The 22,660-nt window shown below is 69.9% G+C and carries 22 protein-coding genes; 11 read left to right on the top strand and 11 right to left on the bottom strand.

The genetic code is table 11. The annotated features are described in order from the left end of the window. The first annotated feature begins 198 nt into the window (after positions 1-198). Positions 199-1,113 carry a Bax inhibitor-1/YccA family protein gene (locus ACYVDG_RS00995; protein WP_460745791.1) on the top strand — a complete coding sequence of 305 codons (915 nt, stop codon included), beginning with the start codon at positions 199-201 and terminating at the stop codon, positions 1,111-1,113. A gap of 196 nt (positions 1,114-1,309) precedes the next feature. Here the strand turns inward: ACYVDG_RS00995 and ACYVDG_RS00990 are convergent, their stop codons facing one another. The 3 genes from ACYVDG_RS00990 to ACYVDG_RS00980 form a co-directional block, all read right to left on the bottom strand. Then, a complete protein-coding gene (locus tag ACYVDG_RS00990; RefSeq protein ID WP_460745788.1) occupies positions 1,310-1,561 on the bottom strand; it encodes a DUF4287 domain-containing protein in 252 nt (83 codons plus the stop codon). 281 nt (positions 1,562-1,842) lie between these two features. Beyond that, the gene (locus ACYVDG_RS00985) at positions 1,843-3,063 is read right to left on the bottom strand and encodes an acetyl-CoA C-acetyltransferase (protein WP_460745786.1); all 1,221 of its coding nucleotides are present in this window, start codon (positions 3,061-3,063) and stop codon (positions 1,843-1,845) included. Positions 3,064-3,109: 46 nt separating this feature from the next. Next, positions 3,110-4,180, bottom strand: coding sequence for an SGNH/GDSL hydrolase family protein (locus ACYVDG_RS00980; RefSeq protein ID WP_460745783.1), 1,071 nt, complete (start codon positions 4,178-4,180; stop codon positions 3,110-3,112). Between the two features lie 389 nt (positions 4,181-4,569). Between ACYVDG_RS00980 and ACYVDG_RS00975 the strand changes: the two genes are divergently transcribed. From ACYVDG_RS00975 to ACYVDG_RS00965, 3 genes are all read left to right on the top strand, one after another. Further along, positions 4,570-5,937, top strand: coding sequence for a cystathionine beta-synthase (locus ACYVDG_RS00975; protein ID WP_460745780.1), 1,368 nt, complete (start codon positions 4,570-4,572; stop codon positions 5,935-5,937). Between the two features lie 141 nt (positions 5,938-6,078). Then, positions 6,079-6,807 (top strand): acyltransferase, encoded by a 729-nt coding sequence (locus ACYVDG_RS00970; protein ID WP_460745777.1) that lies wholly within the window; start codon positions 6,079-6,081, stop codon positions 6,805-6,807. Positions 6,808-6,913: 106 nt separating this feature from the next. Then, on the top strand, positions 6,914-8,074 hold the full coding sequence (locus ACYVDG_RS00965) for a cystathionine gamma-synthase (protein WP_460745774.1): 1,161 nt from the start codon (positions 6,914-6,916) through the stop codon (positions 8,072-8,074). Positions 8,075-8,292: 218 nt separating this feature from the next. On the opposite strand, the gene ACYVDG_RS00960 is transcribed toward ACYVDG_RS00965, so the two are convergent. Further along, on the bottom strand, positions 8,293-8,541 hold the full coding sequence (locus ACYVDG_RS00960; RefSeq protein ID WP_460745769.1) for a hypothetical protein: 249 nt from the start codon (positions 8,539-8,541) through the stop codon (positions 8,293-8,295). 306 nt (positions 8,542-8,847) lie between these two features. Between ACYVDG_RS00960 and ACYVDG_RS00955 the strand changes: the two genes are divergently transcribed. Beyond that, entirely contained in the window at positions 8,848-9,579 is a 732-nt protein-coding gene (locus ACYVDG_RS00955; RefSeq protein ID WP_460745848.1) for a GntR family transcriptional regulator, read from the top strand. A gap of 8 nt (positions 9,580-9,587) precedes the next feature. Then, the gene (locus tag ACYVDG_RS00950; RefSeq protein ID WP_460745766.1) at positions 9,588-10,400 is read left to right on the top strand and encodes a GntR family transcriptional regulator; all 813 of its coding nucleotides are present in this window, start codon (positions 9,588-9,590) and stop codon (positions 10,398-10,400) included. Between the two features lie 58 nt (positions 10,401-10,458). Here the strand turns inward: ACYVDG_RS00950 and ACYVDG_RS00945 are convergent, their stop codons facing one another. Both ACYVDG_RS00945 and ACYVDG_RS00940 read right to left on the bottom strand, forming a co-directional pair. Beyond that, entirely contained in the window at positions 10,459-11,520 is a 1,062-nt protein-coding gene (locus ACYVDG_RS00945; RefSeq protein ID WP_460745762.1) for a VWA domain-containing protein, read from the bottom strand. Continuing rightward, positions 11,520-12,914, bottom strand: coding sequence for a sigma 54-interacting transcriptional regulator (locus tag ACYVDG_RS00940; RefSeq protein ID WP_460745759.1), 1,395 nt, complete (start codon positions 12,912-12,914; stop codon positions 11,520-11,522). The genes ACYVDG_RS00945 and ACYVDG_RS00940 overlap by 1 nt, the downstream gene beginning before the upstream one ends. Positions 12,915-13,030: 116 nt before the next feature. On the opposite strand from ACYVDG_RS00940, the gene ACYVDG_RS00935 reads away from it, so the two are divergent. Both ACYVDG_RS00935 and ACYVDG_RS00930 read left to right on the top strand, forming a co-directional pair. Further along, the gene (locus ACYVDG_RS00935) at positions 13,031-14,185 is read left to right on the top strand and encodes an FIST signal transduction protein (RefSeq protein ID WP_460745758.1); all 1,155 of its coding nucleotides are present in this window, start codon (positions 13,031-13,033) and stop codon (positions 14,183-14,185) included. 148 nt (positions 14,186-14,333) lie between these two features. Then, the gene (locus ACYVDG_RS00930) at positions 14,334-15,593 is read left to right on the top strand and encodes a hypothetical protein (protein WP_460745756.1); all 1,260 of its coding nucleotides are present in this window, start codon (positions 14,334-14,336) and stop codon (positions 15,591-15,593) included. Between the two features lie 76 nt (positions 15,594-15,669). On the opposite strand, the gene ACYVDG_RS00925 is transcribed toward ACYVDG_RS00930, so the two are convergent. From ACYVDG_RS00925 to ACYVDG_RS00915, 3 genes are all read right to left on the bottom strand, one after another. Continuing rightward, complete coding sequence (locus ACYVDG_RS00925) at positions 15,670-16,302, bottom strand: RDD family protein (protein ID WP_460745754.1); 633 nt, start codon at positions 16,300-16,302, stop codon at positions 15,670-15,672. 349 nt (positions 16,303-16,651) lie between these two features. Further along, the gene (gene greA / locus ACYVDG_RS00920; protein ID WP_460745751.1) at positions 16,652-17,152 is read right to left on the bottom strand and encodes a transcription elongation factor GreA; all 501 of its coding nucleotides are present in this window, start codon (positions 17,150-17,152) and stop codon (positions 16,652-16,654) included. Between the two features lie 251 nt (positions 17,153-17,403). Then, positions 17,404-17,820: a DUF4307 domain-containing protein gene (locus ACYVDG_RS00915; RefSeq protein ID WP_460745748.1), complete on the bottom strand. Its 417-nt coding sequence runs from the start codon at positions 17,818-17,820 to the stop codon at positions 17,404-17,406. Positions 17,821-18,057: 237 nt separating this feature from the next. Here ACYVDG_RS00915 and mca point away from each other — a divergent pair, with 237 nt between their 5' ends. Together mca and ACYVDG_RS00905 are read left to right on the top strand one after the other, a co-directional pair. Next, positions 18,058-18,936, top strand: coding sequence for a mycothiol conjugate amidase Mca (gene mca, locus ACYVDG_RS00910; RefSeq protein WP_460745745.1), 879 nt, complete (start codon positions 18,058-18,060; stop codon positions 18,934-18,936). Between the two features lie 5 nt (positions 18,937-18,941). Further along, complete coding sequence (locus tag ACYVDG_RS00905) at positions 18,942-19,286, top strand: hypothetical protein (RefSeq protein ID WP_460745741.1); 345 nt, start codon at positions 18,942-18,944, stop codon at positions 19,284-19,286. A 132-nt stretch (positions 19,287-19,418) separates the two neighbouring features. Here ACYVDG_RS00905 and ACYVDG_RS00900 read toward each other — a convergent pair whose 3' ends face one another. Both ACYVDG_RS00900 and ACYVDG_RS00895 read right to left on the bottom strand, forming a co-directional pair. Beyond that, entirely contained in the window at positions 19,419-20,270 is an 852-nt protein-coding gene (locus ACYVDG_RS00900) for an SDR family oxidoreductase (protein WP_460745739.1), read from the bottom strand. After that, positions 20,267-21,460 carry an MBL fold metallo-hydrolase gene (locus ACYVDG_RS00895; protein ID WP_460745737.1) on the bottom strand — a complete coding sequence of 398 codons (1,194 nt, stop codon included), beginning with the start codon at positions 21,458-21,460 and terminating at the stop codon, positions 20,267-20,269. The genes ACYVDG_RS00900 and ACYVDG_RS00895 overlap by 4 nt, the downstream gene beginning before the upstream one ends. Positions 21,461-21,613: 153 nt before the next feature. On the opposite strand from ACYVDG_RS00895, the gene ACYVDG_RS00890 reads away from it, so the two are divergent. Then, positions 21,614-22,639 carry an AraC family transcriptional regulator gene (locus ACYVDG_RS00890; RefSeq protein WP_460745735.1) on the top strand — a complete coding sequence of 342 codons (1,026 nt, stop codon included), beginning with the start codon at positions 21,614-21,616 and terminating at the stop codon, positions 22,637-22,639. The last annotated feature ends 21 nt before the right edge of the window (positions 22,640-22,660 follow it).

Here is a 22,660-nt window from a genome sequence, read left to right as displayed (position 1 = left end):
TCGGTCCGAACGGCCCGCACCGGTGACACGGGTGCGGGCTTTTCCGCTCCCGGCATTGTGACCTGAGCCATTTCTGAGGGCTTATCCCGAGCGATTCTGGGGCCGTTTCACAACGGTGACCTTGGCCCAGGAACCCGCGCCGGGGCCGGTACGTTAACTTGTGGGCAGCAATCCACGCGTGAAAGGCCTTTACTAGACATGCGGATGCGGAGTTCCAACCCCGTCCTCAAGCGGGCGCTTCAACAGCAGTCCGGCCCTCAACAGGGCTATGGACAGCCCGGTTACGGTCAGCAGGGTTACGGGCAGCAGGGTTACGGACAGCCGTACCCGCAGCAGCCCTACGGCCAGCAGGGCTACCCCCAGCCCGGCTACCCCCAGCAGGCCTCGGGCGAACAGCCGATGACCATCGACGACGTCGTCATGCGCACCGGCATGACCCTGGGCGTCGTCGCCCTCTTCGGCGTCATCAACTACCTCCTCTACACGGCCAATGACTTCGCCAACGCGGGCATGGCCATGATGCTGATGATCGTCGGTGCGCTGGGCGGGCTCGTGCTCGGCCTGGTCATCGCGTTCAAGCAGATCACCAACCCGGTCGCGATCCTCGTCTACGCGGCTTTGCAGGGTCTCCTCGTCGGTGGTCTCTCCGCCGTCCTGGGCACCTCCCTCTCGGCCACCCTGGGTGACGCGGACGCCGGTCTGACCCTGGTCACCCAGGCCGTCATCGGTACCGTCGCGGTCTTCGCCGTGATGCTGGCGCTGTACAAGTACCGCATCATCAAGGTGACCGACGGCTTTATGAAGGCCGTCATGTACGCCGTCATGGGCGCCGCGGCGCTGATGCTGATCAACTTCGTGGCCAGCTTCTTCATGGCCGGCGGCATCGGCCTGCGCGAGCCCACCTGGCTGGGTCTGGGAATCGGCATCGTGTTCGTGGTCCTTGCCGCCCTGACCCTGGCGATCGAGTTCCGCGGCATCGAGGAGGGCATCGCGGCCGGTGTCCCCAACAAGTTCGCCTGGCAGTTCGCCTTCGGCCTGACCGTCTCCCTGGTCTGGCTGTACATCGAGATCCTGCGCCTGCTCTGGATCATCAAGACGATGTTCGCGGACTAGCGGACGAGGGGCAGTACCTCCTCAGGTACACCTTCGCGAGTCGAGGGGCCGTCACCCGGGTTGTTCCGGGGGCGGCCCCTCCGTCGTGTCGTGGCCGGGCTATGTCGCCGCGCGCCCTCGCACCTGCCGTGCGGTCGGCGGTCCCGGTTCCGGGTGTGGGGTGCGCGTCGGCCCTTGCAGGCGAAGGATGGTCCGGTCAGGCGATCCCGCGGCGCGGCGCGGGGATGTTGCGGTTCCTGCGGCGGCGGTCGTATTCGGTGACGATGGCCTGTGCGTAGCCGTGGGTGAGGTCGTACTCGTCAGCCAGCCAGCGCGTCCGGTCGGCGGGGCGCACGAGGCCGGGTCCCTGGTCGAGCGAGTCGAACCACTCGTGGAGTCCTCGGCCGGTGACGACCGGGATACGTTCGATGAGCTTTGCGTGGATCTCCGGCGAGTGGATTACCGACATAGGCACCTCCGCAGTGCGTTCGGCTTATGGCACTTACCTGCGACCCTGCATCAGGATCACGGTTTGGACAAGCCCCGGTCACCAGCTTTTACCTTGCCAGTGCGAGAACGTTTCCCCGGCGAACACCCATAGCCGATACGGGGACGGCAAAGCGCGCCGGTGCGCGTGTTCCGGTGGGTCCGGGCAAGGTCCGCAACCGGGTCGAGGCATGACGAAAGGGGCCCCGAACCCACGGTCCGAGGCCCCTCCGAGCCGGTCTCCGCCCCGCGTGTGGCAGTGGACTAGCTGAGGCGCTCGAAGACGGCGGCCATGCCCTGGCCGCCGCCGACGCACATGGTCTCCAGCCCGAAGGTCTTGTCGTGGAACTGGAGGCCGTTGAGCAGGGTGCCGGTGATGCGGGCGCCGGTGCTGCCGAACGGGTGGCCGACGGCGATGGCGCCGCCGTTGACGTTCAGCTGGCTGTCGACGTCGATGCCCAGCTGGTCGGCGGAGGGCAGCACCTGCGCGGCGAAAGCCTCGTTGATCTCGGCCAGGTCGATGTCGCCGATGGCCATGTTGGCGCGGGCCAGGGCCTGCTTGGAGGCCTCGACCGGGCCGAGTCCCATGATCTCGGGGTTCAGACCCGTCACGCCGGTGGAGACGATGCGGGCCAGCGGGGTGATGCCCAGCTGCTTGGCCTTGGTGTCGCTCATGATGACGAGCGCGGAGGCGCCGTCGTTGAGCGGGCAGGCGTTGCCGGCGGTGACGCTGCCGTCGGGGCGGAAAACCGGCTTGAGCTGCGAGACCTTCTCGTAGGTGGTGCCGCGGCGGATGCCGTCGTCGGTGCTGACCACGGTGCCGTCGGGCAGGGTCACCGGCGTGATCTCGCGCTCCCAGAAGCCGTTGTCGATCGACTTCTCGGCGAGGTTCTGCGAGCGGACGGCGAACTCGTCCTGGCGCTGGCGGGAGATGCCGGTGATCTCGGCGACGTTCTCCGCGGTCTGGCCCATCTCGATGTAGGCGTCGGGCAGGTCGCCGTTGTCCCGGGGGTCGGTCCAGGTGCCCTGGCCGCCCTCCTTGCGCTTTTCGGTGCGCGCCTTGGCGTCGGCGAAGAGCGGGTTCTCGTTCTGCGGGTTGTCGCTGCTGCCGTTGACGAAGCGGCTGACGGTCTCCACGCCCGCGGAGACGAACACGTCGCCCTCGCCCGCCTTGATGGCGTGGTAGGCCATCCGGGTGGTCTGGAGGGAGGAGGAGCAGTAGCGGGTGACGGTGGTGCCCGGGACGGTGTCGAGACCGAGCTGCACGGCGATGATGCGGGCCATGTTGAAGCCCTGGTCACCGCCGGGGAGACCGCAGCCGAGCATGAGGTCGTCGATGCTCTTGGGGTCGAGCTCGGGCACCTTGGCCAGGGCGGAGCTGACGATCTGGGTGGTGAGGTCGTCCGGGCGCAGGTCCTTGAGGGAGCCCTTGAAGGCTCGGCCGATCGGGGAGCGCGCGGTGGCGACGATGACTGCTTCGGGCATGTTCTTCGTCCTTGTTCGGGTCACGGCAAGTCTTGTTACTGACCAGTTAACCTGTCGGGCGCTCCCGCGCGCCACCCGGGGTCGGCCTTGGCGCGTCCGCGTGGTCGCCGGTCTCCTCAGGGCCGTCCGAGGGTGTCGTCGGCGGGGTTCCGCGGGACCGGAAGGGGCCCCGGACGAGCGCGGCCCAGCTGGCCCGGTGGTCGGCCGGTGCCTGGTCAGCGGCGCGCGACACCTCCGTGCCCGGTGTCTCGGCGGCCACGACGGCGGCGCGGTCGACGGGCAGGACGCCCTTGGTCCGCTCGGCCTCGTCGAGCTCGGGGAGCAGTCCCAGAGCGGCGCAGGCGGAGGGGAGGACGGCGAACGCGGCCTGCGCGTACCCGCGGGCTGACGGATGAAATCGGTCGGGCCCGAACATGGATATCGGGTCGGATCGGAAATCGTCGGAGAGGATGTCGCTCAGTGAGACCGTCCGGCCGCCGGCCTCCGTGACGGCGATCGTCTGGGCGGCGGCCAGCTGCCGCGAGGCGCGCCGGGCCACCGAGCGCAGGGGCCAGCCGATGGGGCGGACTGTGCCGAGGTCGGGGCAGGTGGCCACCACGACCGGGGTGCCCCGGCCGACGAGGTCCCCGGTGACCTCCCGCAGCGCGGCGACGGCGTCGTTGGGCCGGACCCGGCGGATGACGTCGTTGGCGCCGATGAAGAGCACCGCGATGTCGTAGCCGACCCCCGGGAGGCCGACCCCCGCCCGCTCCACCTGGCCCTTCAAGTTCGCGGAGGTGGCTCCGGGCGTGGCGGTGCAGCGCATGCGGACCGGCCGGTCGGTGGCGGCGGCGAGCCCCGCGGCCACGAGCGCGCCGGGGGTCTGCTGGGCCAGCTCCACCGCGAACCCGGCCGCAGTGGAGTCGCCGAGCATGAGGAAGCTCAGGGGAGGGCCGTCACCGTCCCCGTAGGTGCCGTCGGCCTCGGGCCGCTGCCAGTCGGTCCTGCCCACGGCGCGTCTGGCGAGTCGCGCCTGGAGGTAGAGCAGGGCCAGGGTGCCCCCGCCCACGAGTGTGAGCCCGCCCCCGCCGAACGCGGTTGCGGCCGCGATGCGTCGCGCTCGTGCGGCTCGCAGCATCGGTACTCCCCCGAAGCGTCGGATCCGTCCGTCCGGTGGCGGCTGCCCAAGGGCGGCGGGCCGGTGATGGCGCCGGAACACTCCCTGTCGACGTTACCGGCGGGGAACCCCGTGGTCACGTAGCCCGGCGGGACACAATCCGCGCTCCCGGGTCACCCAAGACACGCGTGGGCGGAAGGGTCCGGATCCGCACGCAGGGGCCGTTTCCGCCCGCCGGGTTGCGCCGTCCCGGACCGGTCCACACCGCCTGTTGGCGCGCCGAACGCGCTGGTTGGTGAGGTTAGAGTCATGGGGTGGGGGACCGGACCGGTCCCACCCGCCCCGGGCCCCACCGGGGAAGCGATACCGGCGGGCCGAAGACCCGGTCGCCACTATGCAAAGGAGCAAAGTTGCGGGTACACGACTCACTGATCGACCTGGTCGGGGACACTCCGCTGGTCCGCCTCCGGAAAGTCACGGAGGGCTTGGCCCCGACGATCCTGGCGAAGGTCGAGTACTTCAACCCGGGCGGCTCGGTGAAGGACCGCATCGCGCTGCGCATGGTCGAGGCCGCGGAGAAGAGCGGTGAACTCAAGCCGGGCGGCACCATCGTCGAACCGACTTCGGGCAACACCGGTATCGGCCTGGCCCTCGTCGCGCAGGAGAAGGGCTACCGCTGCATCTTCGTCTGCCCGGACAAGGTCGGGCCGGACAAGCTTTCGGTGCTGCGCGCGTACGGGGCCGAGGTCGTGGTCTGTCCGACGACGGTCGCTCCCGACCACCCCGATTCCTACTACTCGGTCTCGGACCGGATGGCCGCGGAGATTCCCGGCGCCTGGAAGCCCAACCAGTACGAGAACGAGAACAACCCGGAGTCGCACTACCACGCCACCGGCCCGGAGATCTGGGACCAGACCGAGGGGCGGATCACGCACTTCGTGGCGGGCATCGGTACCGGCGGGACCATCAGCGGCACCGGCAAGTACCTCAAGGAGGCTTCCGAAGGCGGCGTGCAGATCGTCGGGGCCGACCCCGAGGGCTCCGTGTACTCGGGCGGCAGCGGGCGCCCGTACCTGGTGGAGGGTGTCGGTGAGGACATCTGGCCCGGCACCTACGACACGGCGATCTGCGACGAGATCGTGCCGATCAGCGACAAGGACTCGTTCCTGATGACCCGCCGCCTGGCCAAGGAGGAGGGCCTCCTGGTCGGCGGTTCCTGCGGCCTGGCGGTCGAGGCGGCCCTGCACGTGGCCAAGGACCTGGGCCCCGACGACGTCATGGTGGTCCTGTTGCCCGACGGCGGCCGCGGCTACCTGGGCAAGATCTTCAACGACGAGTGGATGGCCGACTACGGCTTCCTGTCCGCCGAGACGGAGGAGGCCACGGCCGGTCAGGTGCTGGGGGACAAGGAGGGCGAGATGCCCGACTTCGTGCACAGCCACCCCGACGAGACGGTCGGCACCGCCGTGGCCATCATGCGCGAGTACAGCGTCTCCCAGCTTCCGGTGATGAAGGAGGAGCCGCCGGTCATGGCGGCCGAGGTCGTGGGCTCCATCGCCGAGCGCAACCTCCTGGACGCGCTCTTCGACGGCCGCGCCGAGCTGGACGACCTGGTGGAGACCCACATGGGCAAGCCGCTGGCCACGGTGGGTACGGGCACCCCGGTCAGCGACTGCGTCCGTCTGCTGCGCACCTCCGGGGCGCTGGTGGTGCTGCGCGACGGCAAGCCGGTGGGGATTCTCACCAGGCAGGACCTGCTGGCCCACCTGTCGGGCTGATCCGAACCTCCGGGGCCCGGACTCCGCTCATACCGAGCGCCGTTCGGGCCCCGGTGTTCAAGCACCGGACACTATGGCGCATACTCGGACACTGTTACTGTTCGCGTCAGTATTACTGCCGGGTAATAAGTGGGTGCACGCGTGTCACGGCTGCTGTCCTGGATCATCCGTTCCGTCTGGTCGTACGCACGGAGCCACGCGACGATCCGATCCGATTCCAAGGCCGCCCGGAAGTTCGCGCGCTTCGGCGAGGGATCGGCGATCTCCTTTCCGACGGCCACGCTCTACGGGGAGCCGTGGATCGAGATCGGGGTGCACACCGTCCTGGGCGGCGACATCACCCTGGCCGCAGGAATGGGGCCCGACTACGACCTCGGCGACGAGACCGTGGTGCGGATCGGCTCCGGCTGCGCCATCGGCCGCGGCTCGCACATCGTGGCCCACCGCTCCGTCGACCTCGGGGACCACGTCTACACCGGCCCCTACGTCTACATCACCGACCAGAACCACGCCTACGCGAACACCGATATCCCCGTCGGCCTCCAGTGGCCCGTGGACGACCCGGTGAGCGTCGGCGACGGCTCCTGGCTCGGCGCCAACTGCGTGATCCTGCCGGGGGTCCACCTGGGCAGGAACTCCGTGGTCGCCGCGGGGACCGTGGTCCGTCCGGGCCGCTACCCCGACCACGCCGTCATCGCGGGCATCCCCGGCAAGGTGGTCCGCGGGTACGACCCCGAAATGGGCTGGGACCCGCCGATGCGCGAGACCGGGACACCCACCCGGGTGCCCACCCCGGTGAACGGCCTGCCCTCCGGGGTACCCGCCGATCCGCCGGAGCCGGGTTCGCGCCGGCACTTCCCGCCCGCATAGCCGGCCGCCGAGGTGGCCCGCGGTGCGGCCCCGACCCCTGCCCAAGGTGTGAGACCTCCCAGTTGACAGCGGGTCCCGGGAGGATTCCGGGGGCTATTGTGGCCACATGAAGTTCGACGGGAAGAAGTTCGACGGGTTCGAGACGCTGGCCATCCACGCGGGGCAGGAGCCGGACGCCGGCACCGGAGCCGTGGTTGTGCCGATCTACCAGACGAGTACCTACGCCCAGGACGGCGTGGGCGGGATGCGGCAGGGGTACGAGTACTCCCGCACCGCCAACCCCACGCGCACGGCGCTCGAGGAGTGCCTGGCAGCCCTGGAGGCCGGGTCGCGCGGGCTGGCCTTCGCCTCCGGCATGGCGGCCGAGGACACCCTGCTGCGCACGGTGCTCGCCCCTGGCGACCACATCCTCATCCCCGGTGACGCCTACGGGGGCACCTTCCGCCTGATCTCGAAGGTGGTCGAGCGCTGGGGCGTCAGCTGGGACGCGGTCGACCAGACCGACACCGACGCCGTCCGCGACGCGGTGCGCCCCAACACCAAGGTGGTGTGGACGGAGACGCCCACCAATCCGCTGCTCGGGATCACCGACATCGAGATGGTCGCCCAGATCGCCCACGACGCGGGCGCCCTCCACGTCGTCGACAACACGTTCGCCTCGCCCTACCTCCAGCAGCCGCTCACGCTGGGCGCCGACGTGGTCGTGCACTCCACCACCAAGTACGTCGGCGGCCACTCCGACGTGGTCGGGGGAGCGCTGGTCGTGGCCGACGCCGAGCTGGGCGAGCGGCTGGCCTTCCACCAGAACACCATGGGTGCTGTTCCGGGTCCCTTCGACTCCTGGCTGACCCTGCGCGGGGCCAAGACCCTGGGGGTGCGGATGGACCGCCACAGCGAGAACGCCGAGCGCGTCGTGGCCGCGCTGACCGGGCACCCTGCCGTGCGGCGCGTCTACTACCCCGGGCTGGACGGCCACCCGGGGCACAAGATCGCCGAGCGGCAGATGCGTTCCTTCGGCGGAATGGTCTCCTTCGCTCTGCACGACGGGGAGAAGGCGGCACTCGAGCTGTGCGAGCGGACCAAGGTGTTCACCCTGGGCGAGTCCTTGGGCGGGGTGGAGTCCCTCATCGAGCACCCCGGGCGGATGACGCACGCGTCCACCGCCGGGTCCGCGCTGGAGGTTCCGTCCGATCTGGTGCGGATCTCCGTGGGTATCGAGTCCGGTGACGACCTGGTCGCGGACCTGTTGCAAGCCCTGGAGGGCTGAGCCCTTCGAAAGGGAGCCCGTGCGGCATGGGGCCTGTGCCGGGGGAGTCCCCGTGTGCGTTCGTCTGGTCGGTACTGCCGATCCGCCGCGAGCGCGGGGTCTCCGTGCTGGCGTGCCCTGGCCGCGCGGGTCTTCCGGCCTCGTTGCCGGGCCCGTCGCGGCGCACTGCCACTGTGTTGCGTGTACTGCGTGGTGAGCGGGTCTTCGGTCCCGGTGGATCAGGCCGCGGTGGGCGTGCGGTCCTGGGCCGGGAGCCCGTCGTCGTCCTCGTCGGTGCGGAAGCGCAGTCCGCAGACGAGTCGGCCGGTGTGGGAGAGAGCGCTGTCGTTGTCGTCCTCCCGCAGCGAGCGGTAGCGGCCGCGGTTGTCCTGTCGGCGGATGCCGATGGAGATGGCGAGGAAGAACCCCGCCGCGAGGCCCATCAGGGCGAGTCCGGCGAACGTGAGGATCATGAACGTGGTCTCCATGTCGTGCTCCCTCGGGGGTATGTCCGTCAGGTCTTGGTCGGCCCCCTTGCGAACCGAGGGGGTGGTGGAATCGGTCTCACTTGGTCCTTGCTCTTTCGTGCTGCTGTTCCTGGTGGGGCGCTGGTGATCGTCGGGGTCTCATGTTCTCCGTTTTCGGTGTCTCAACGGCAGATCCACCATGTACTGAGGGTGGCCTTCCTCTAAGATGGGTCCAACGGAACCAGTTGTACCTGTTTTGCTGGTGAACCACTCAGCTTGTACCAACAAGCTAGCTTGTTGGTCTTTTACCCCCACGAGGGCGGACTTATGCGGGCGGAAAGCAGATACCGACAGATTGCTCGAGCGCTGAGTCGGGAGATCCACGAGCGCAGCCTGCCCCTTGGCGGTCAGCTCCCCTCGGAAAAGCAGCTGGAGGAGCGGTTCGAAGCCTCCCGCAACACGATCCGCCTGGCCCTGGGCATGTTGCGTAACCAAGGGCTGATCGTCAGCAGGCCCGGGCGCGGGCACTTCGTGCAGGACGTGGTCCCCGAGATCTTCTACGCGACCCGTAGCAAGGGCGGACCCGGCGGGCTCAACGAATCCAACATGAGCGGGTTGACTCTGGAGGAGCTCCAGCTGCTCAGCGCCACCCCGGACATCGCCAGCCGACTGCGGGTACCGGAGGGCGACATGACGGTGGTCCGGCGCATGCACCGGTTCTCCGGGGAGCGCTCGGGTTCGATCAGCTCCGCGTACTACCCGATGGACCTGGTCCAGGGGACCCTGCTCATGCTGCCAGAGGACGTGGAGAGCGCGCTGGTGGAGCTCATGGAGCACGGCCACCGCCAGGTCGGGTACGTGGACGAGCTGGAGACCCGGATGCCCACGCCGCAGGAGGCGTCCCAACTCGAACTACCGCCGGGGGTGCCGGTGCTGAACGTCAACCGCACCGACTACTCGGAGGACCGGCCCATCCGTTTGGTGCACACTGTCTATGCCGGGCACAGCATCCGCTATCAGTTCGAGCACGGCAACCTCCAGGCCTACTACCGGGACTGAAACAGCGCATGAGTACGACGAAGAAGACCGTGGTAGCCGACTACCTGCGCGAGGCGCTCGCCAAGGGCCAGTACCAGCCGGGCGAGAAACTGCCGGGCGAGGAGGAGCTCGCCGGGGATCTCCGGGTGTCGCGTGCCACCGCGCGCCTGGGGATGCGCATCCTCCAGGACGAGGGCCGCATCGTCATCCAGGTCGGCCGGGGCGCCTACGTCGCCGACCACCAGCCGATCATCCACCTGGCCACGCCGATCTCCGGCGGCACCGACTCCGAGCGCTTCGAAGCGGGCTACCAGCCCAGGCTCGAGATGGCCGGCTACCCCAACAGCGACGAGAAGATCAAAGTCAGCCTGGACACCATGCGGCCGAAAGTGGCCAAGCGGCTGCGCCACGACTCCGACGAGGAGGGCCCGCACGGCGGCTTGGTCGTGATCCGCTCCTCGGACCGCTTCGTCGACAACAGCCTCTGGCAGTCCCAAGTCACCTACTTCCCCTTCAGCATCGCCAAGAACACGGCGCTCATGTCCCCCGACCACCTGGAGGGCGGTGTCAGCGCGGCCATGCGCGAGCTCGGCTTCCGAGAGCGGTGGAACTGGGACATCGTGGGGGCGCGGATGCCCTCGCAGGACGAGGCCGACTCGTTCGGGCTGGGCCCCGGTATCCCTCTCCTGGTCCAGGAACGGGTGTCCTACGACGGTGAGCGCCCGCTGCGCTTCACCGAGACGCTCATGCCCGCCAACCGCCACCAGCTCCTCTACTCGGGCGGAGACGCTCCGGAGGAACTGATGCTGTTGGCCTCGGACGTCAACATCTTCGAGCGCTGAGCGCCCAGCCGCGGCACCGCCCGGAACCGGCGCCGCCCTGTCCGAGCCCTGCTGCCGCTCAGTCCCGCCGCCGCAGGTAGCGCTCGACGACCAGCGGCCCCAGTGCCTCGGCGTCGGCGCCCAGCACGCGCACACCCCGGCGTCCCTCCAGCAGCTCTTGGAAGCGGGGAGCCTCCGCGAGCAGGAAGAACGTCACCTCCGCGCCCTCAGCCACCGCGGAGTCGAGTTCGGCGGCGGTCACCTCGGCCGTGCGCGGCAGGGGAGGCCAGGAGAACCGGGCCTCGCCCTCCTCGTCCAGGTGCGCAGTGGGTTCGCCGTCGGTGACCGCCAGGACCACCGGCCGCAGCCCGCGGTGGCGGCGCAAGTACCGCCTGGCCAGCAGCAGCGCGTGCTGGAGGTTGGTGCCGGGGACCGGCCGCCAGTCGTGTTCGACCAGGTCCGCGGGGGTCATCTCGCGGGCGCGGTCACCGAATCCGATCACCAGCACCCGGTCCTCGGGATGGCGGGTCCGTACCAGGGAGTGCAGTGCCAGCGCGGTGCGGGTCGCCGCCTCGTGCAGGCGTTGGGCCACCATCGAGTGGGACAGGTCTACGAGCAGGCACACGGCGGCCGCTCCCGAGGGTTCGGTCTCCGCGTACCGAACGTCCTCCGCCCGCAGCGCGGCCGCCCCGAACGCCCCGCCGGTGTTCGCCCCGAACGCCTCGTCGGCGCCCGCCCCGGCCGCGGCCCGGCGCAGCGCCGCCTCGCGCAGGGTCGCGACGGCGTCCAGGGGCCGGTCGAGGCCGTCGTGGGGCACGCCCGCCCCAGTGGGGTCGCCTCCGGTCCCGGTGCCGCCCCAGTGGTCTCCTGGGGCGGTCCTGCGTGCCGCCTCGATCTCGCCCAGCGCCGCCTCGCCCAACCGGCGCAGTTCGCCCGGGGACAGCCCGTGGTCCTCGGCAGCCAAGGGCTCCCACAGCCCCACGTCCCCGCCGGTACCGCGGGACCCGCCGGTACCGGACGTCCCGTCCGTCCCCGAGGTCCCAGCGGGCGCCTCCGTGAGCTCAGTGACGGGCACGGCGTCCGCGTGCGGATCCGCCAGCGGGTCGGGGCCACCCGTGTACGCCCGGTACCGGAAGCGCATCAGAAGCGGTAGACACCCCCGTCGGGCGCAGAGTCCTTGCCCAAGCGCCGTTCCAGGTACAGGCCCTCCAAGGCGAACTCGACCACCGCGGCGGCCAGCCCCGGGGTGGGGGGACCGTCGACCGCCTCGGGCGCCGCCCGTTCGATCAGCCCTGAAAGCCCTGGGACCGTGCCGACCCGGTGCAGCAGTTCGGCCGCGCCCACCAGGTCGCCGGTCTCCACCGTGCCGCCGCCGGAGAACCGGTCGGTGAGCGCCTCCAGGTCGGCCCCGCCGAGACGGCCCCGGAAGGTCTCGGCGACCGACCGGCGCAGCAGGATCTCGAGGATGGACCCCTCCCGCCCGGCCGCTCCGGTCTCGAACTCGACCTTGCCCAGGAGGGGTTCGGCCACCCCCACCAGGTCGCAGACGCGCGCGACGGGGATCTCCTCCCCGGCCAGTGCGGCACGGCGCAGCGCCGAGGCGGCCACGGTCTCGGCTGCGGCCACGGCGAAGCGCACGGACACCCCCGAGCGCTGGTCGACCTTGTTGGAGGCCCGTACGAGCCGGGTGAACCGGGCGACGGTCTCCAACAGGTGCGAGGGTACGGTCGTGCCCGCGGGCAGGACCGCCTCCTGCTTGATCAGGGCGAGCTCGTCGTCGAGCTCGGGCGGGTAGTGGGTGCGTACCTGGGCGCCGAAGCGGTCCTTGAGCGGTGTGACGATGCGGCCCCGGCTCGTGTAGTCCTCGGGGTTGGCGCTGGCCACCAGCAGCAGGTCCAGCGGAAGCCGCAGGGTGTATCCGCGTACCTGGAGGTCGCGCTCCTCCAGCACGTTGAACAGCGCCACCTGGGCGCGGGCGGGCAGGTCGGGGAGCTCGTTCACACAGAACACGCCCCGGTTGGCCCGGGGGAGCAGGCCGTAGTGCACGGTCTCCGGGTCGCCGAGGGACCGTCCTTCGGCGAGCTTGGCCGGATCCACGTCCCCGACCAGCTCCGCGGTACCGGTGTCGGGCGTGGCGAGCTTCTCCCCGTAGCGGTCGTCCCGGTGACGCCAGACCACCGGTAGGTCCTCGTGCTCCGAACGGCGCACACAGGTGGGGCAGACCGGGGCGAAGGGGTGGTCGTTGACCGCGCACCCCGCGACGGCTGGTGACCACTCGTCGAGCAGCCCGGCGATCGTGCGGATCAGCCGTGTCTTGCCCTGGCCGCGCTCACCCAGCAGAACCAGGTCGTGTCCGGCGAGCAGGGCGCGCTCCAGCTGGGGCAGCACGGTGGCGTCGAAACCGTGCAACCCGGGGAAGCGGGCCTGTCCGGATCCCATCCTCGCCAAGAGGTTCTCCCGAACCTCCTCGGCCGTGGACCGGAGGACGTGGCCGGACTCGCGCAGCGCGTCGCGCGTACGGGGAAAAGGGGTCACGAGTCGGAGTGTAGGGCTACGGGCGTTTGAGTGGCCAGCAGGAGGAAAGCTCCTGTCTGGAGTACGGATGGAAGAATGGGACGGCAAGGTTCCCACGAAGGCGGGGGTGGCAGCTGGTGGCTAGGTTCGGCGATGCTCTGACGACAGGGGCCGACCTCGTGAACGCGGCCGAGCGAGCCGTCCTGCAGGCCCTGGAGCAGATGGACGGTCCGGCCGACCTGGTCTGCTTCTTCGTCAGCGGGTCGGACCCGGACGAGGTCACGCTCGCGGGCAAGCGGGTCATGGAACTTACGGGTGAGGCGCTCACCTTGGGGTGCAGCGCCACCGGTGTGCTCGGCGGCGGCCGCGGAGTGGAGGGCCAGGGCGCGGTCAGCGTGTGGGGTGCCCGGCTTCCCGGGGTCGAGTTGACCCCCTTCCATCTGGACACGGTGGTGGAGGGCGACCACTTGGCGGTGGTCGGCATGCGCGAGCCGACCCCGCGTGACCGGGCGGGCATCCTGCTGACCAACCCCTACGAGTTCCCCACCCAGGCCTTCGTCCGCGAGACCACCGAGGCTCTCGGCGGGTTGCCGCTGGTCGGCGGGATGGCCGACGGGATACGGGGTGAGGACTCCGTGCGGCTCTTCTGTGACGGCGAGGTGGCGCCCAACGGGGCCATCGGGGTCCTGATCGGGGGTGACGGTGTCCTGGGCACGGTCGTGAGCCAGGGTTGCCGTCCCGTGGGGCCGAGCATGACCATCACCAAGGCCGAGGGCAACCTCGTGCTGGAACTGGCGGGTGGGAACGCTTACGAGAAACTCGAGCAGCTGGTCGACGAGCTCTCCGACGAGGACCGCGAACTGGCCGCGCGGGGGCTCCACATCGGCATCGCCATGGACGAGTACGCCGAGCGCCACGAGCAGGGCGACTTCCTCATCCGGACCCTGCACGGCGCCGATCCCGAACTGGGGGCGCTCACCATCGGCGACATGGTCGAGGTCGGCCAGACCGTCCGGTTCCAGGTTCGTGACGCGGGCACAGCGGACGAGGACCTGGCCCGTCGGCTCACCGACTTCGGTGCCGAGACCGCTGTGGGCGCGGGGCTGCTCTTCTCCTGCAACGGCCGAGGGGAGACGCTGTTCCCCCAGGCCGACCACGACGTCCTCGCGGTCCGCCGCATCCTCGGTGCGGCCCCGGTGGCGGGCTTCTTCGCCGCGGGGGAGATCGGCCCGGTTGCCGGTGTGAACCACGTTCACGGCTTCACCGCCTGTTTCCTGGCCTTCGCGCCCTAGGGCGTCCCTTCGGGCGCGTCCGAGGGCCAGTTTCGGTCCTCACGCCCCAAACGGACTTTTACCAACACTCGCCACAAGTTCCTTGAGTGTGCCCACACCGGGGTGATTACTAAGAGTGACTAAATTCATCACTCTGTGAGAAGGAACGATGGCGACAACAAGGCCTTTGGCCGTCCTCGGGGTGTGCGCCCTGCTGGTGACACCCGCCGTACCCGCCCACGCCGACTCAGCCTGGCTGGACCTGGACCTGTCCTCGACCGACCGGATCGGCCTGGCACTCGACTCCGAGGGACTCCGGCTGGAACCCGAACACTCCGCACGCCTGGCGGGCCAGCCTCGAGGGCTCGCCACCTTCCCCGAGCAGCAGCTCGAGGAGACCGACACCGTCGACGTCGACATCACCGGTGAGGCGCTCACGGAGGCGCGGGGTGTACGCGCCGACGGTATGTGGACCGAGTGGCACCCCACCGAGCCCGGCGGCGGGAGGGTGAGCCTGTCCGAACCCGTCAGCGCGGTGCAGCTCCGCGTCGAACTCTCCGACGCCGAGAGCTCGGTGACCGGTGCTCGGGTCCGCCCCGTGGAGAGTTCGGCCGCAGAACCGGCAGAGGGGCCGGAGGAGGGAGCGGACCGCGCGGACGACGGCCCGGAACCCGCGGAAGAGGCCGGTGGCGACGACATCGAACCGTTCTCCGCGCGGCTCTTCGCGACCCGGATCGGTTTGGTCGGCAACTCGACCGCCAACGGCCACACGGTCCGCCCCGACGACCACTTCGTGGCCCTGCCCTCACGGCGGGGGCTCGCCAACCGGGGCGGCGGCGAGTACACGGTCCGGGTCTGCAGTACCGGTGACCTCGGGCCCGAGGCCAACCGCGACGAGGACCACGTGCAGCGCTGTGCCTACCTTCCGGTCTGGGACGTGGGCCCGTGGAACATCAACGACGACCACTGGAACGACGACCGGGAGGGCTGGGACGGCCTCGACCGCGGCAGGCCGCAGGCGCAGGCGGCCTACACGGAGGGCCACAACAGCGGCTTGGACGGCTCCGGACGACGGGTGCAGAACCCCGCCGGGATCGACCTCGCCGACGGCGCCTTCAACCAGGGGCTCCAACTGCCCACCAACGCCTGGGTGCAGGTCGACTACCTCTGGACCGCCCCCTACCAAGCACGCACCGAAGTGGTGACCGAGACCCAGTCCGATCCGGTCATCATCCGCGACGGCCCCGGAAGCAGCCACGCAACCGTGGGCCTGGCCGCCTACAAGGCCAACGTCGACGTCGTCTGCCGGACCCCGGGAGACGAGGCCACGGGTCCTTTCGGCACCACCGACACCTGGTACCGCATCGGAGAGGACCACTACATCCCCGAGGCCTTCACCGAGGGGGCCGATGCCCCGGACTGTGACTGACCGGGCGAAGACCGGTGGGAGCCGTACCGGCGGGACGCACTCCGCCGGTCCCGGTTCCGCCGACCCGCTCCCGGCCCTACGGGCGGGTGCTGATGACCAGGGTCCCCGCCACCCGGTCGTGCAGGGCCCGCTCCTTGGTGTCGCCGAGCATCGCCATCGACTCCGCCCCGGCGAACAGGTGGCCGAGACACGGCAGGGACTGCGGCAGGCAGAAGAAGGCCGAGCGCCCCGCCGCCTGGCCCTGGGTGAGGCGGCCGCCGTCCACCGCGCTGACCACCTTGATCCCCACCATCATCTTGCCGAGGGTGCGGCCCCAGGTGATCAGGTAGAGCCAGTCGTAGAAGAACAGGAGCACGCCCCAACCGAAGAGGAACAGGGAGCCCCAGAGCGCCCCCTCAGCATCGTTGCTGGTGTCGTTGCCGGTAAGGATCATCTGGAGGATCACCATGACGACGAAGAAGGCCGTCGCCGCGATGACCGCGAGTACGTAGTCGATGGCGCGGGCGGCGAGCCGGGGGCCGAAACCGGCAGTACGCAGCTCTGGATCCTGCCGGGCCCCCTGCCCGGGAACGTCCTGCCCGGGAACCCCCTGCCCCGGCATGCGCGGGGTGCCGTGGCCCGGTGGCGGGGGACCGTACGACCACCCTCCGGGCTGCGGCGGCTGGCCGCCCCGGTCGGGCTGCTGGGGGTTCCAGTAAGGCGAGGACATACAGCCGCCAGTTCCTAGAGTCGAGGAGGTCTCAGCGAGCGGGGCGAGCCACGCGGGTGGATACACGGGGACAGAAGGCAGGTTACCCAGGAGCCGTGTGTCCGCCATACTCGGACCACACCGGGACCGGCACGGGACGCCGATGCGGTCGGTCCGCGCCGCACCGGCCGCTGCTGGCAGGACAACCCCGGACACCCGTCCGTCCGGCCCTCCCGGAAATAACGAGGGGCGGCCGAAGCCGCCCCTGTGTGCCGTCTGGCATCCGGTCCGTCCGGCACCCGTTCCGTCTGGCCCTTGGCCTGCCTGGAATCCGTTCCGTCTGGTACCTGGTCCAACGCGCAGCGGTGTGTCACATACCGCTGTACGGAACCGCCTCGATGATCTCGACCCCGAGGCGCTTGCCGTTGGGCAGTTCGTAGCTGACGTCCTCGCCCACCCTCTTGCCGTTGATGGCGGCGCCGAGCGGCGACTTGGGGGAGTACACGTCGATGGGGGAGCCGCTCTCCTCGCGTGAGGCGAGCAGGAAGGTGACCTCCTCCTCGTCACCGTCGAACTTGACGGTGATGGTCATGCCGGGGCCGACCACGCCCTCGGTGCGGGGCGCTTCGCCGACCCGCGCGGTACGCAGGATCTCGGTGAGCTGGAGGATGCGGGCCTCCATCTTGCCCTGTTCCTCCTTGGCGGCGTGGTAGCCACCGTTCTCCTTGAGGTCGCCCTCTTCCCGGGCAGCCTCGATCTTCTCCGCGATCTCGATGCGCCCGGGCCCCGACAGGTGGTCCAGCTCTCCCTTGAGCCGGTCGTACGCCTCCTGGGTGAGCCAGGTGACGTTTTCATCGCGGGTCTGGGTCACGGGAACTCCTTGTGTACTAGTAGCTAAGGCCACCAGGCGGCCAGAGCTGAACTTACGAGAATATCACCGTGTGCGATCGCGCATCCGCCTTCACGAACAGCATCCGGCGGCCCCGGTCAGCCGCGGCCGGCCTCTGCACGCTCGGTCGGCACGTGTTCGCACTCGGTGTTCTCGGGGGTTCCTCTCCTAGCCCTGGTTCCAGACAGGGGGAAGGTTCGGTTGATCGGTGTGCCCTGACCGGTCTTGCTTGATCAGTCTTGCGAACCTTGTTCCCTGCATGAGGCCACTTCTACCGTGGAAGCCTGACGAACCGTTTCAACGGATTGGTTGACCGTTCGGTTCCCGCCCTCCACATTGACCCGTTCAGTACCGACCTCGACCATCTGGTTGTCGAGTGCGCGGATGAGGCATTCGGCTCCGTCCGGACTGTTCACTTCGAAGGAGATCCGTGCCTCGGTCTCGGAGGGGGCGGAGGCGGTGACCACCTGGTGGTGTACCCCACCCGCGAATCCGCCGTAACTCGACACGGCGTATCCCCACCCGATGGTGACCAGGACCGCGAAGATCGTCCCGACCACGAAGAAGACGGGCCCGTTGCCGTGGCGCTTGCGTAGCGCTGGCGCGGTGTCGGCACTGTTCACGGCATCATCTTCCGGGGTCGCTGACATTGGGAATCTCCGAGCAAGGGGACGGTGTTGTCTAAGATATCCCCGACCTGACAGCCCCCCTACGCGGCCCGCACGTGAGTCGCCCGCGGTCGGCCACGTGAGCCGTCCAAGCTGTGAGACACGCCGCGAAACCGGGGTGGCGGCGGACGGCCGAGCGGACACCTGTGTCCAGTGGTGGCCGTGTCAAGCGGACGGCTGTGCCAAACGGCCGTCGACCGAGTCAAGGAGAAGCCTTCGTTGTCCGAGCGCCTGCGGCTTATGGCCGTTCATGCCCATCCCGATGACGAGTCCAGCAAGGGCGCGGCCACGATGGCCCGCTACGTGGAGGAGGGCGCGGAAGTGCTGGTCGTCACCATGACCGGTGGCGAACGCGGTGACATTCTCAACCCCGCGATGGAGCGTCCCGAGATCCGCGAGAACATCACGGAGGTCCGCCGCCAGGAGATGGACCGTGCCCGCGAGATCCTCGGTGTGGACCAGGAGTTCGCCGGTTTCGTCGATTCCGGCCTGCCCGAGGGGGACCCCCTGCCGCCCCTGCCCGAGGGCTGCTTCGCGGACCTGCCGGTGGAGGAGGCCGCCGAACCGCTCGTGGCGGCGATCCGCCGGTTCCGGCCGCACGTCATCCTCACCTATGACGAGAACGGCGGCTACCCGCATCCGGACCACATCATGACCCACAAGGTCTCGATGCACGCCTTCGACGCGGCCGCCGAGCCGGACGCCTACCCCGACTCGGGAGACCCGTGGCAGCCCCTCAAGCTGTACTACTTCGTCTCGTTCCCACCGGAGCGTTTCGAGGCCCTCGCCGAGACCCTCGCCGAGCGCGGCTTGGAGAACCCCTTCGCGGAGTGGATCGACCGGATCAAGAAGCGGGACCGGCCTCGCTGGGAGATCACCACCAGCGTGCACTGCAGTGAGTACTTCGACACGGCGCACGCTGCGCTCAAGGCCCACGCGACCCAGGTGGACCCGAACGGGTTCTGGTTCGCCGTGCCCAACGAGGTCGTGGCCGAGGCCTGGCCGACCGAGGACTACCACCTCGTCCGCTCCATCGTGGACACCGAGGTCCCGGAGAAGGACCTCTTCGCGGGTGTCCGCGAGGCAATGAGAGTATGAGTGGCATGAACACCCTTCTCGTGTCCTCCGCGGTGCTCGCCAGCGACTTCGACTTGGACTCCGACACCGTCACCCCTGGTGTACTGGGCTTTCTCGCCATCTTCGCGATCGGCGTCGCCCTGTACTTCCTGATGCGCAGCCTGCTCGTCAAGCTGCGCGGTGTCTCTGCGCGGGCCGAGGAGCAGGAGGCCGCCGAGGAGGCGGAAGCTCAGGTTGGCGAGGCTGACACGGCTGAGGACGCGGAGTCCTCCGAGAAGGGGGCCGAGGGGGCTGGGGCGTCCGGGGTGGACGCCGCCGGCGGCGGATCCGTGGCGGGCAGCGCCGCTGAGGACACCTCCGCGAAGAGCTGAGCGTCGGCGGGAGCCGACCGGGGACCGTCCCCGCCGTGTGCCGGCGGGGACGGTCCCTTTTCATGGGCCCCTGCCCAGGTGGTGCCTGCATTGGACCGGTGCGGTGAGTCGGTTCCGGTCAGGTGGTTCCGGTCACCCCGTCTCCTTCCCCGCCCGCTCTCGGGCACGGAGCAGTCTCCGCTGTGCGCGCCGCCCGGACGCGACCACGAACGCCGTGGCCCACAGGCCGAACCGCGGCGCGGCGTCCGCAAGCCTCGCCTGCAGGCCGCGCCAGCGGGGGAGCGCGGTCACCGGACGGGGGCGGTCGAGGACCCTTTCCACCGCGCGCACCACCTCCTCGGGTCGCAACAGTGTGCCGGAGAACGAGAGCGCCGAGCCCGGGTCGTCGACCTTGTCGTGCAGCATCGGGGTCCAGATCCCGTCCGGGCAGACGCACGAGATGTCGATCCCTTCGTGCCCGGCCAGCCGCAGGTCCGCGAGCGTGCTCAGACTGAACCCGATGGCGGCGTGCTTGGAAGCGGCGTACACCGCTTCCCCGGGAACGGCGGTGAGCCCGGCCAGCGACACGATGTTGACGATGTGCCCGCCGCCCCGTTCGCGCATGGCCCGGATCGCGGCCACCGTTCCGTTGACGGTGCCGAGCGTGTTGACCCCGACCAGCAGTGCGCGGGTCGCCTCGTCCTGGTCCCAGGCGGGGCCGGTCGCCAGGACCCCCGCGTTGTTGATCCACACGTCGAGGCGCCCGGCCCGGGCCACGATCTCGTCGCGGGCCGCTTCGGTCCGGGTTCCGTCCCGGACGTCCACCTGCAGGGCGTGTGCCTTCGGGCCCAGTTCGGCAGCGGTCGCCGCTGCGGCCTCCCCGTCCAGGTCGGTGACCAGCACGGTGTATCCGCGTTCGATGAGCAGCTCGGCGATCCCGCGGCCGAGGCCGCGCCCGGCCCCGGTGACCACGGCACCCGCGGGTAGCCGTTCCCGGCCGGTCACACGCCTTCCTTTCCGGTCTCCTGGGCCTGGACGCCTTCCGCGCTCCCGCTTCCCTCCGCGGCCAGCCCGCTCCGGAGCCGCCCGTACGAGATGCCCCCGTGCGCGAACGTCGGTACCACCGGCCAGAACCGCTTCCACGGCGCGAGTTCGGTGGAGGGCAGGATCTGCAGCCAGCGCGGGTCCCGTCGGCACGGATCGGCCAGGATCTTCTCCTTGACCATGGAGTCGTACTGGTCCAGGGAGTCCTCGAGGGTGTTGGAGTTCGGGCAGATCTCCCGGCCGTAGCGCCGGTGGTAGCCGCGCACCCCGGGGATCCTGGACCGCTCCGGCTGCCAGTTGTCCAGGGCGATGCCGTTCTCCGACGAGACCCACACGCCGTCCGGTGTGTTGAGGAGCAGCGAGTGGTTGCCGTCGGTGTGCCCCGGGGTCCACAGCAGGGTGACGCCGGGACCGAGCTCGACGTCCCCCTCGAAGGTGACCAGCCGCGACCGGTCGACGCCCCGCAGGCCGTCCGCCACGTACCACGCCCACTGCATCGGGTGCAGTGAATCCAGCGTGGCCAGTTCGCGGGAGTGCACCAGCATGCGCGCCGAACCGAACAGCGGCTGACGCGGCTTCGCCTCGCCCTCGATCACCTCGCTCGAACCGAGGATCATCCTGGGGTCCTGGACGTGCAGGTGGTCGAACGTGCAGAAGTCGATGTCGTCGGGGGTGAGCCGGAGCTTGGCCAGGACGTCCTCCGGCTCGTTGTAGTACTTCAGCATGAAGGCCTCGGCGGCGCGGGTACCGCCGGGAATCCTCCCCATCAGCTCCTGGAGGTGGTGGTAGAACGGCGCCTCCGCCGAACCCGCCGGCACGGTCGGCTCGAACACCAGCGTGCGCGGACGGCCGTTCCAGTCGTCGTACTGCACCACGATCATCCGGTTGATCATCGAGATCATCGGCAGGGTCGGTACCGAGACGGCGTTGTTGAACGCGAACGCGACCGGGTACGGCGCGGCGGCGATGTCCACCGACCGCACTGCGCGCACCGCGCCCTGCTCCTTGAACCGCTTCTTGTACTCCTTGGCCGCCGCACGCACCGCCGCCAGCCGTTCCCCGCGCGGCCAGACGTCGTGCACGCCGTCGAATTCGGGGACACCGCGCGCCCCGATCTCCGCCAGAGCGCTCTCACCGTGGTGTTCCGCCATCTCGCCGTCCCTTTCCGGTCGTCGGCCGCTCGGACTCCGGCCCCGTTCCCTCGGGGTGTCCGCCGTTGTGGGCACTTTAGGAAGAGAGCGTGATCCGGAACACTCTCTGCCCGGCCGCAGAGTTAACATTTCCGGACAGAGAGGAGGAATGCCGTGCACGAGTGGGATCTGCCGCGCAGTCCGGCCAGCGCACTGCTGCTCGTCCGCCTCGGTGAGGAATACGGCGTGCCCGCGGACGAGACCCTGCACGGCACCCTGCTCACCGTCGCCGACCTCGCCGACCCCCGGGCCCTGGTGACCGCCGGGCAGGAGACGCGTGTCGTGCGGAACCTCCTCCGCTCCGTCCCCGGGGTCGATGCCCTGCCCGCCCTGGCGGGTGCGCGTTACCACCTCACCACCCACGGCATCTGGGGCTTCGCTATCGCCAGCAGCCCCACCCTGCGGTCGGCGATCGCTCTCGGGATCCGCTATATCGCCCTGACCTGGGCTTTCTGTGGAATATCGGTGGAGGAGGACGGCCACCGCCTGCGCCTACTCCTGCACTCCGAGCATCTCCCCTGGGACGTGCGCCGTTTCTACGTCCAGCGGGAACTGGCCTCGATCATCGCTTTCGGCCGCGAACTCGGGATCGAGAGCGACCGGCTGCTCGAGGTCCGCCTGCGCGACCCCCGGCCGACCGACCCGAAGCCCTACGAGAACCTCCTCGGCCCGAGGGTCGGTTTCCGCGCCGGCGAGGACTGCCTGGTGGTCGCCGCCGCCGAGCTGGACCGGCCGCTCCCGCGCGCCGACGCGCACACCGCCGCCCTCGCTGAGGAGCAGTGCCGCCAGCTGTTGGAGGAGAAGTACGGCAGGAGCGGATACGCGGGACTGGTGCGCGGACACTTGATGTCCGGGCTGCCGGGGGTGGCCGGTATCGAGGACGTGGCGGGCCGGATGCATGTCAGCACCCGCACCCTGCGCAGGCGCCTCGAGGATGAGGGGACCTCCTACCGCGCCCTCTTGGACGAGGTGCGCGAGCGGCTGGCCGAGGAGCTGCTCAGTACCGGGCTCACGGTGGAGGCGGTCGGTCGGCACCTCGGCTACCGGAACACCCCGAGCTTCACGCTCGCCTTCAAACGCTGGAAGGGCGAGGCCCCGAGGGCCTACCTCTCCTCCCGCCGAGCAGCAGGCTTTCGATGAGCGTTAGTGGCGCGTGGACAT

Source organism: Nocardiopsis oceani (genome assembly GCF_054777395.1).
The sequence above is the reverse complement of the archived record's forward strand: the minus strand, read 5'-3'. Positions and strand labels throughout refer to the sequence as shown.

What these genes read in the sequence shown, in the direction of transcription:
- ACYVDG_RS00915 (WP_460745748.1), bottom strand. Translation starts at nt 17,820, where the DNA reads ATGTCAGCGACCCCGGAAGATGATGCCGTGAACAGTGCCGACACCGCG.
- ACYVDG_RS00895 (WP_460745737.1), bottom strand. Translation starts at nt 21,460, where the DNA reads ATGGCGGAACACCACGGTGAGAGCGCTCTGGCGGAGATCGGGGCGCGC.
- ACYVDG_RS00995 (WP_460745791.1), top strand. Translation starts at nt 199, where the DNA reads ATGCGGATGCGGAGTTCCAACCCCGTCCTCAAGCGGGCGCTTCAACAG.
- ACYVDG_RS00965 (WP_460745774.1), top strand. Translation starts at nt 6,914, where the DNA reads ATGAAGTTCGACGGGAAGAAGTTCGACGGGTTCGAGACGCTGGCCATC.
- ACYVDG_RS00950 (WP_460745766.1), top strand. Translation starts at nt 9,588, where the DNA reads ATGAGTACGACGAAGAAGACCGTGGTAGCCGACTACCTGCGCGAGGCG.
- ACYVDG_RS00990 (WP_460745788.1), bottom strand. Translation starts at nt 1,561, where the DNA reads ATGTCGGTAATCCACTCGCCGGAGATCCACGCAAAGCTCATCGAACGT.
- ACYVDG_RS00955 (WP_460745848.1), top strand. Translation starts at nt 8,848, where the DNA reads ATGCGGGCGGAAAGCAGATACCGACAGATTGCTCGAGCGCTGAGTCGG.
- ACYVDG_RS00945 (WP_460745762.1), bottom strand. Translation starts at nt 11,520, where the DNA reads ATGCGCTTCCGGTACCGGGCGTACACGGGTGGCCCCGACCCGCTGGCG.
- ACYVDG_RS00905 (WP_460745741.1), top strand. Translation starts at nt 18,942, where the DNA reads ATGAACACCCTTCTCGTGTCCTCCGCGGTGCTCGCCAGCGACTTCGAC.
- ACYVDG_RS00960 (WP_460745769.1), bottom strand. Translation starts at nt 8,541, where the DNA reads ATGGAGACCACGTTCATGATCCTCACGTTCGCCGGACTCGCCCTGATG.
- ACYVDG_RS00985 (WP_460745786.1), bottom strand. Translation starts at nt 3,063, where the DNA reads ATGCCCGAAGCAGTCATCGTCGCCACCGCGCGCTCCCCGATCGGCCGA.
- ACYVDG_RS00925 (WP_460745754.1), bottom strand. Translation starts at nt 16,302, where the DNA reads ATGTCCTCGCCTTACTGGAACCCCCAGCAGCCCGACCGGGGCGGCCAG.
- ACYVDG_RS00930 (WP_460745756.1), top strand. Translation starts at nt 14,334, where the DNA reads ATGGCGACAACAAGGCCTTTGGCCGTCCTCGGGGTGTGCGCCCTGCTG.
- ACYVDG_RS00980 (WP_460745783.1), bottom strand. Translation starts at nt 4,180, where the DNA reads ATGCTGCGAGCCGCACGAGCGCGACGCATCGCGGCCGCAACCGCGTTC.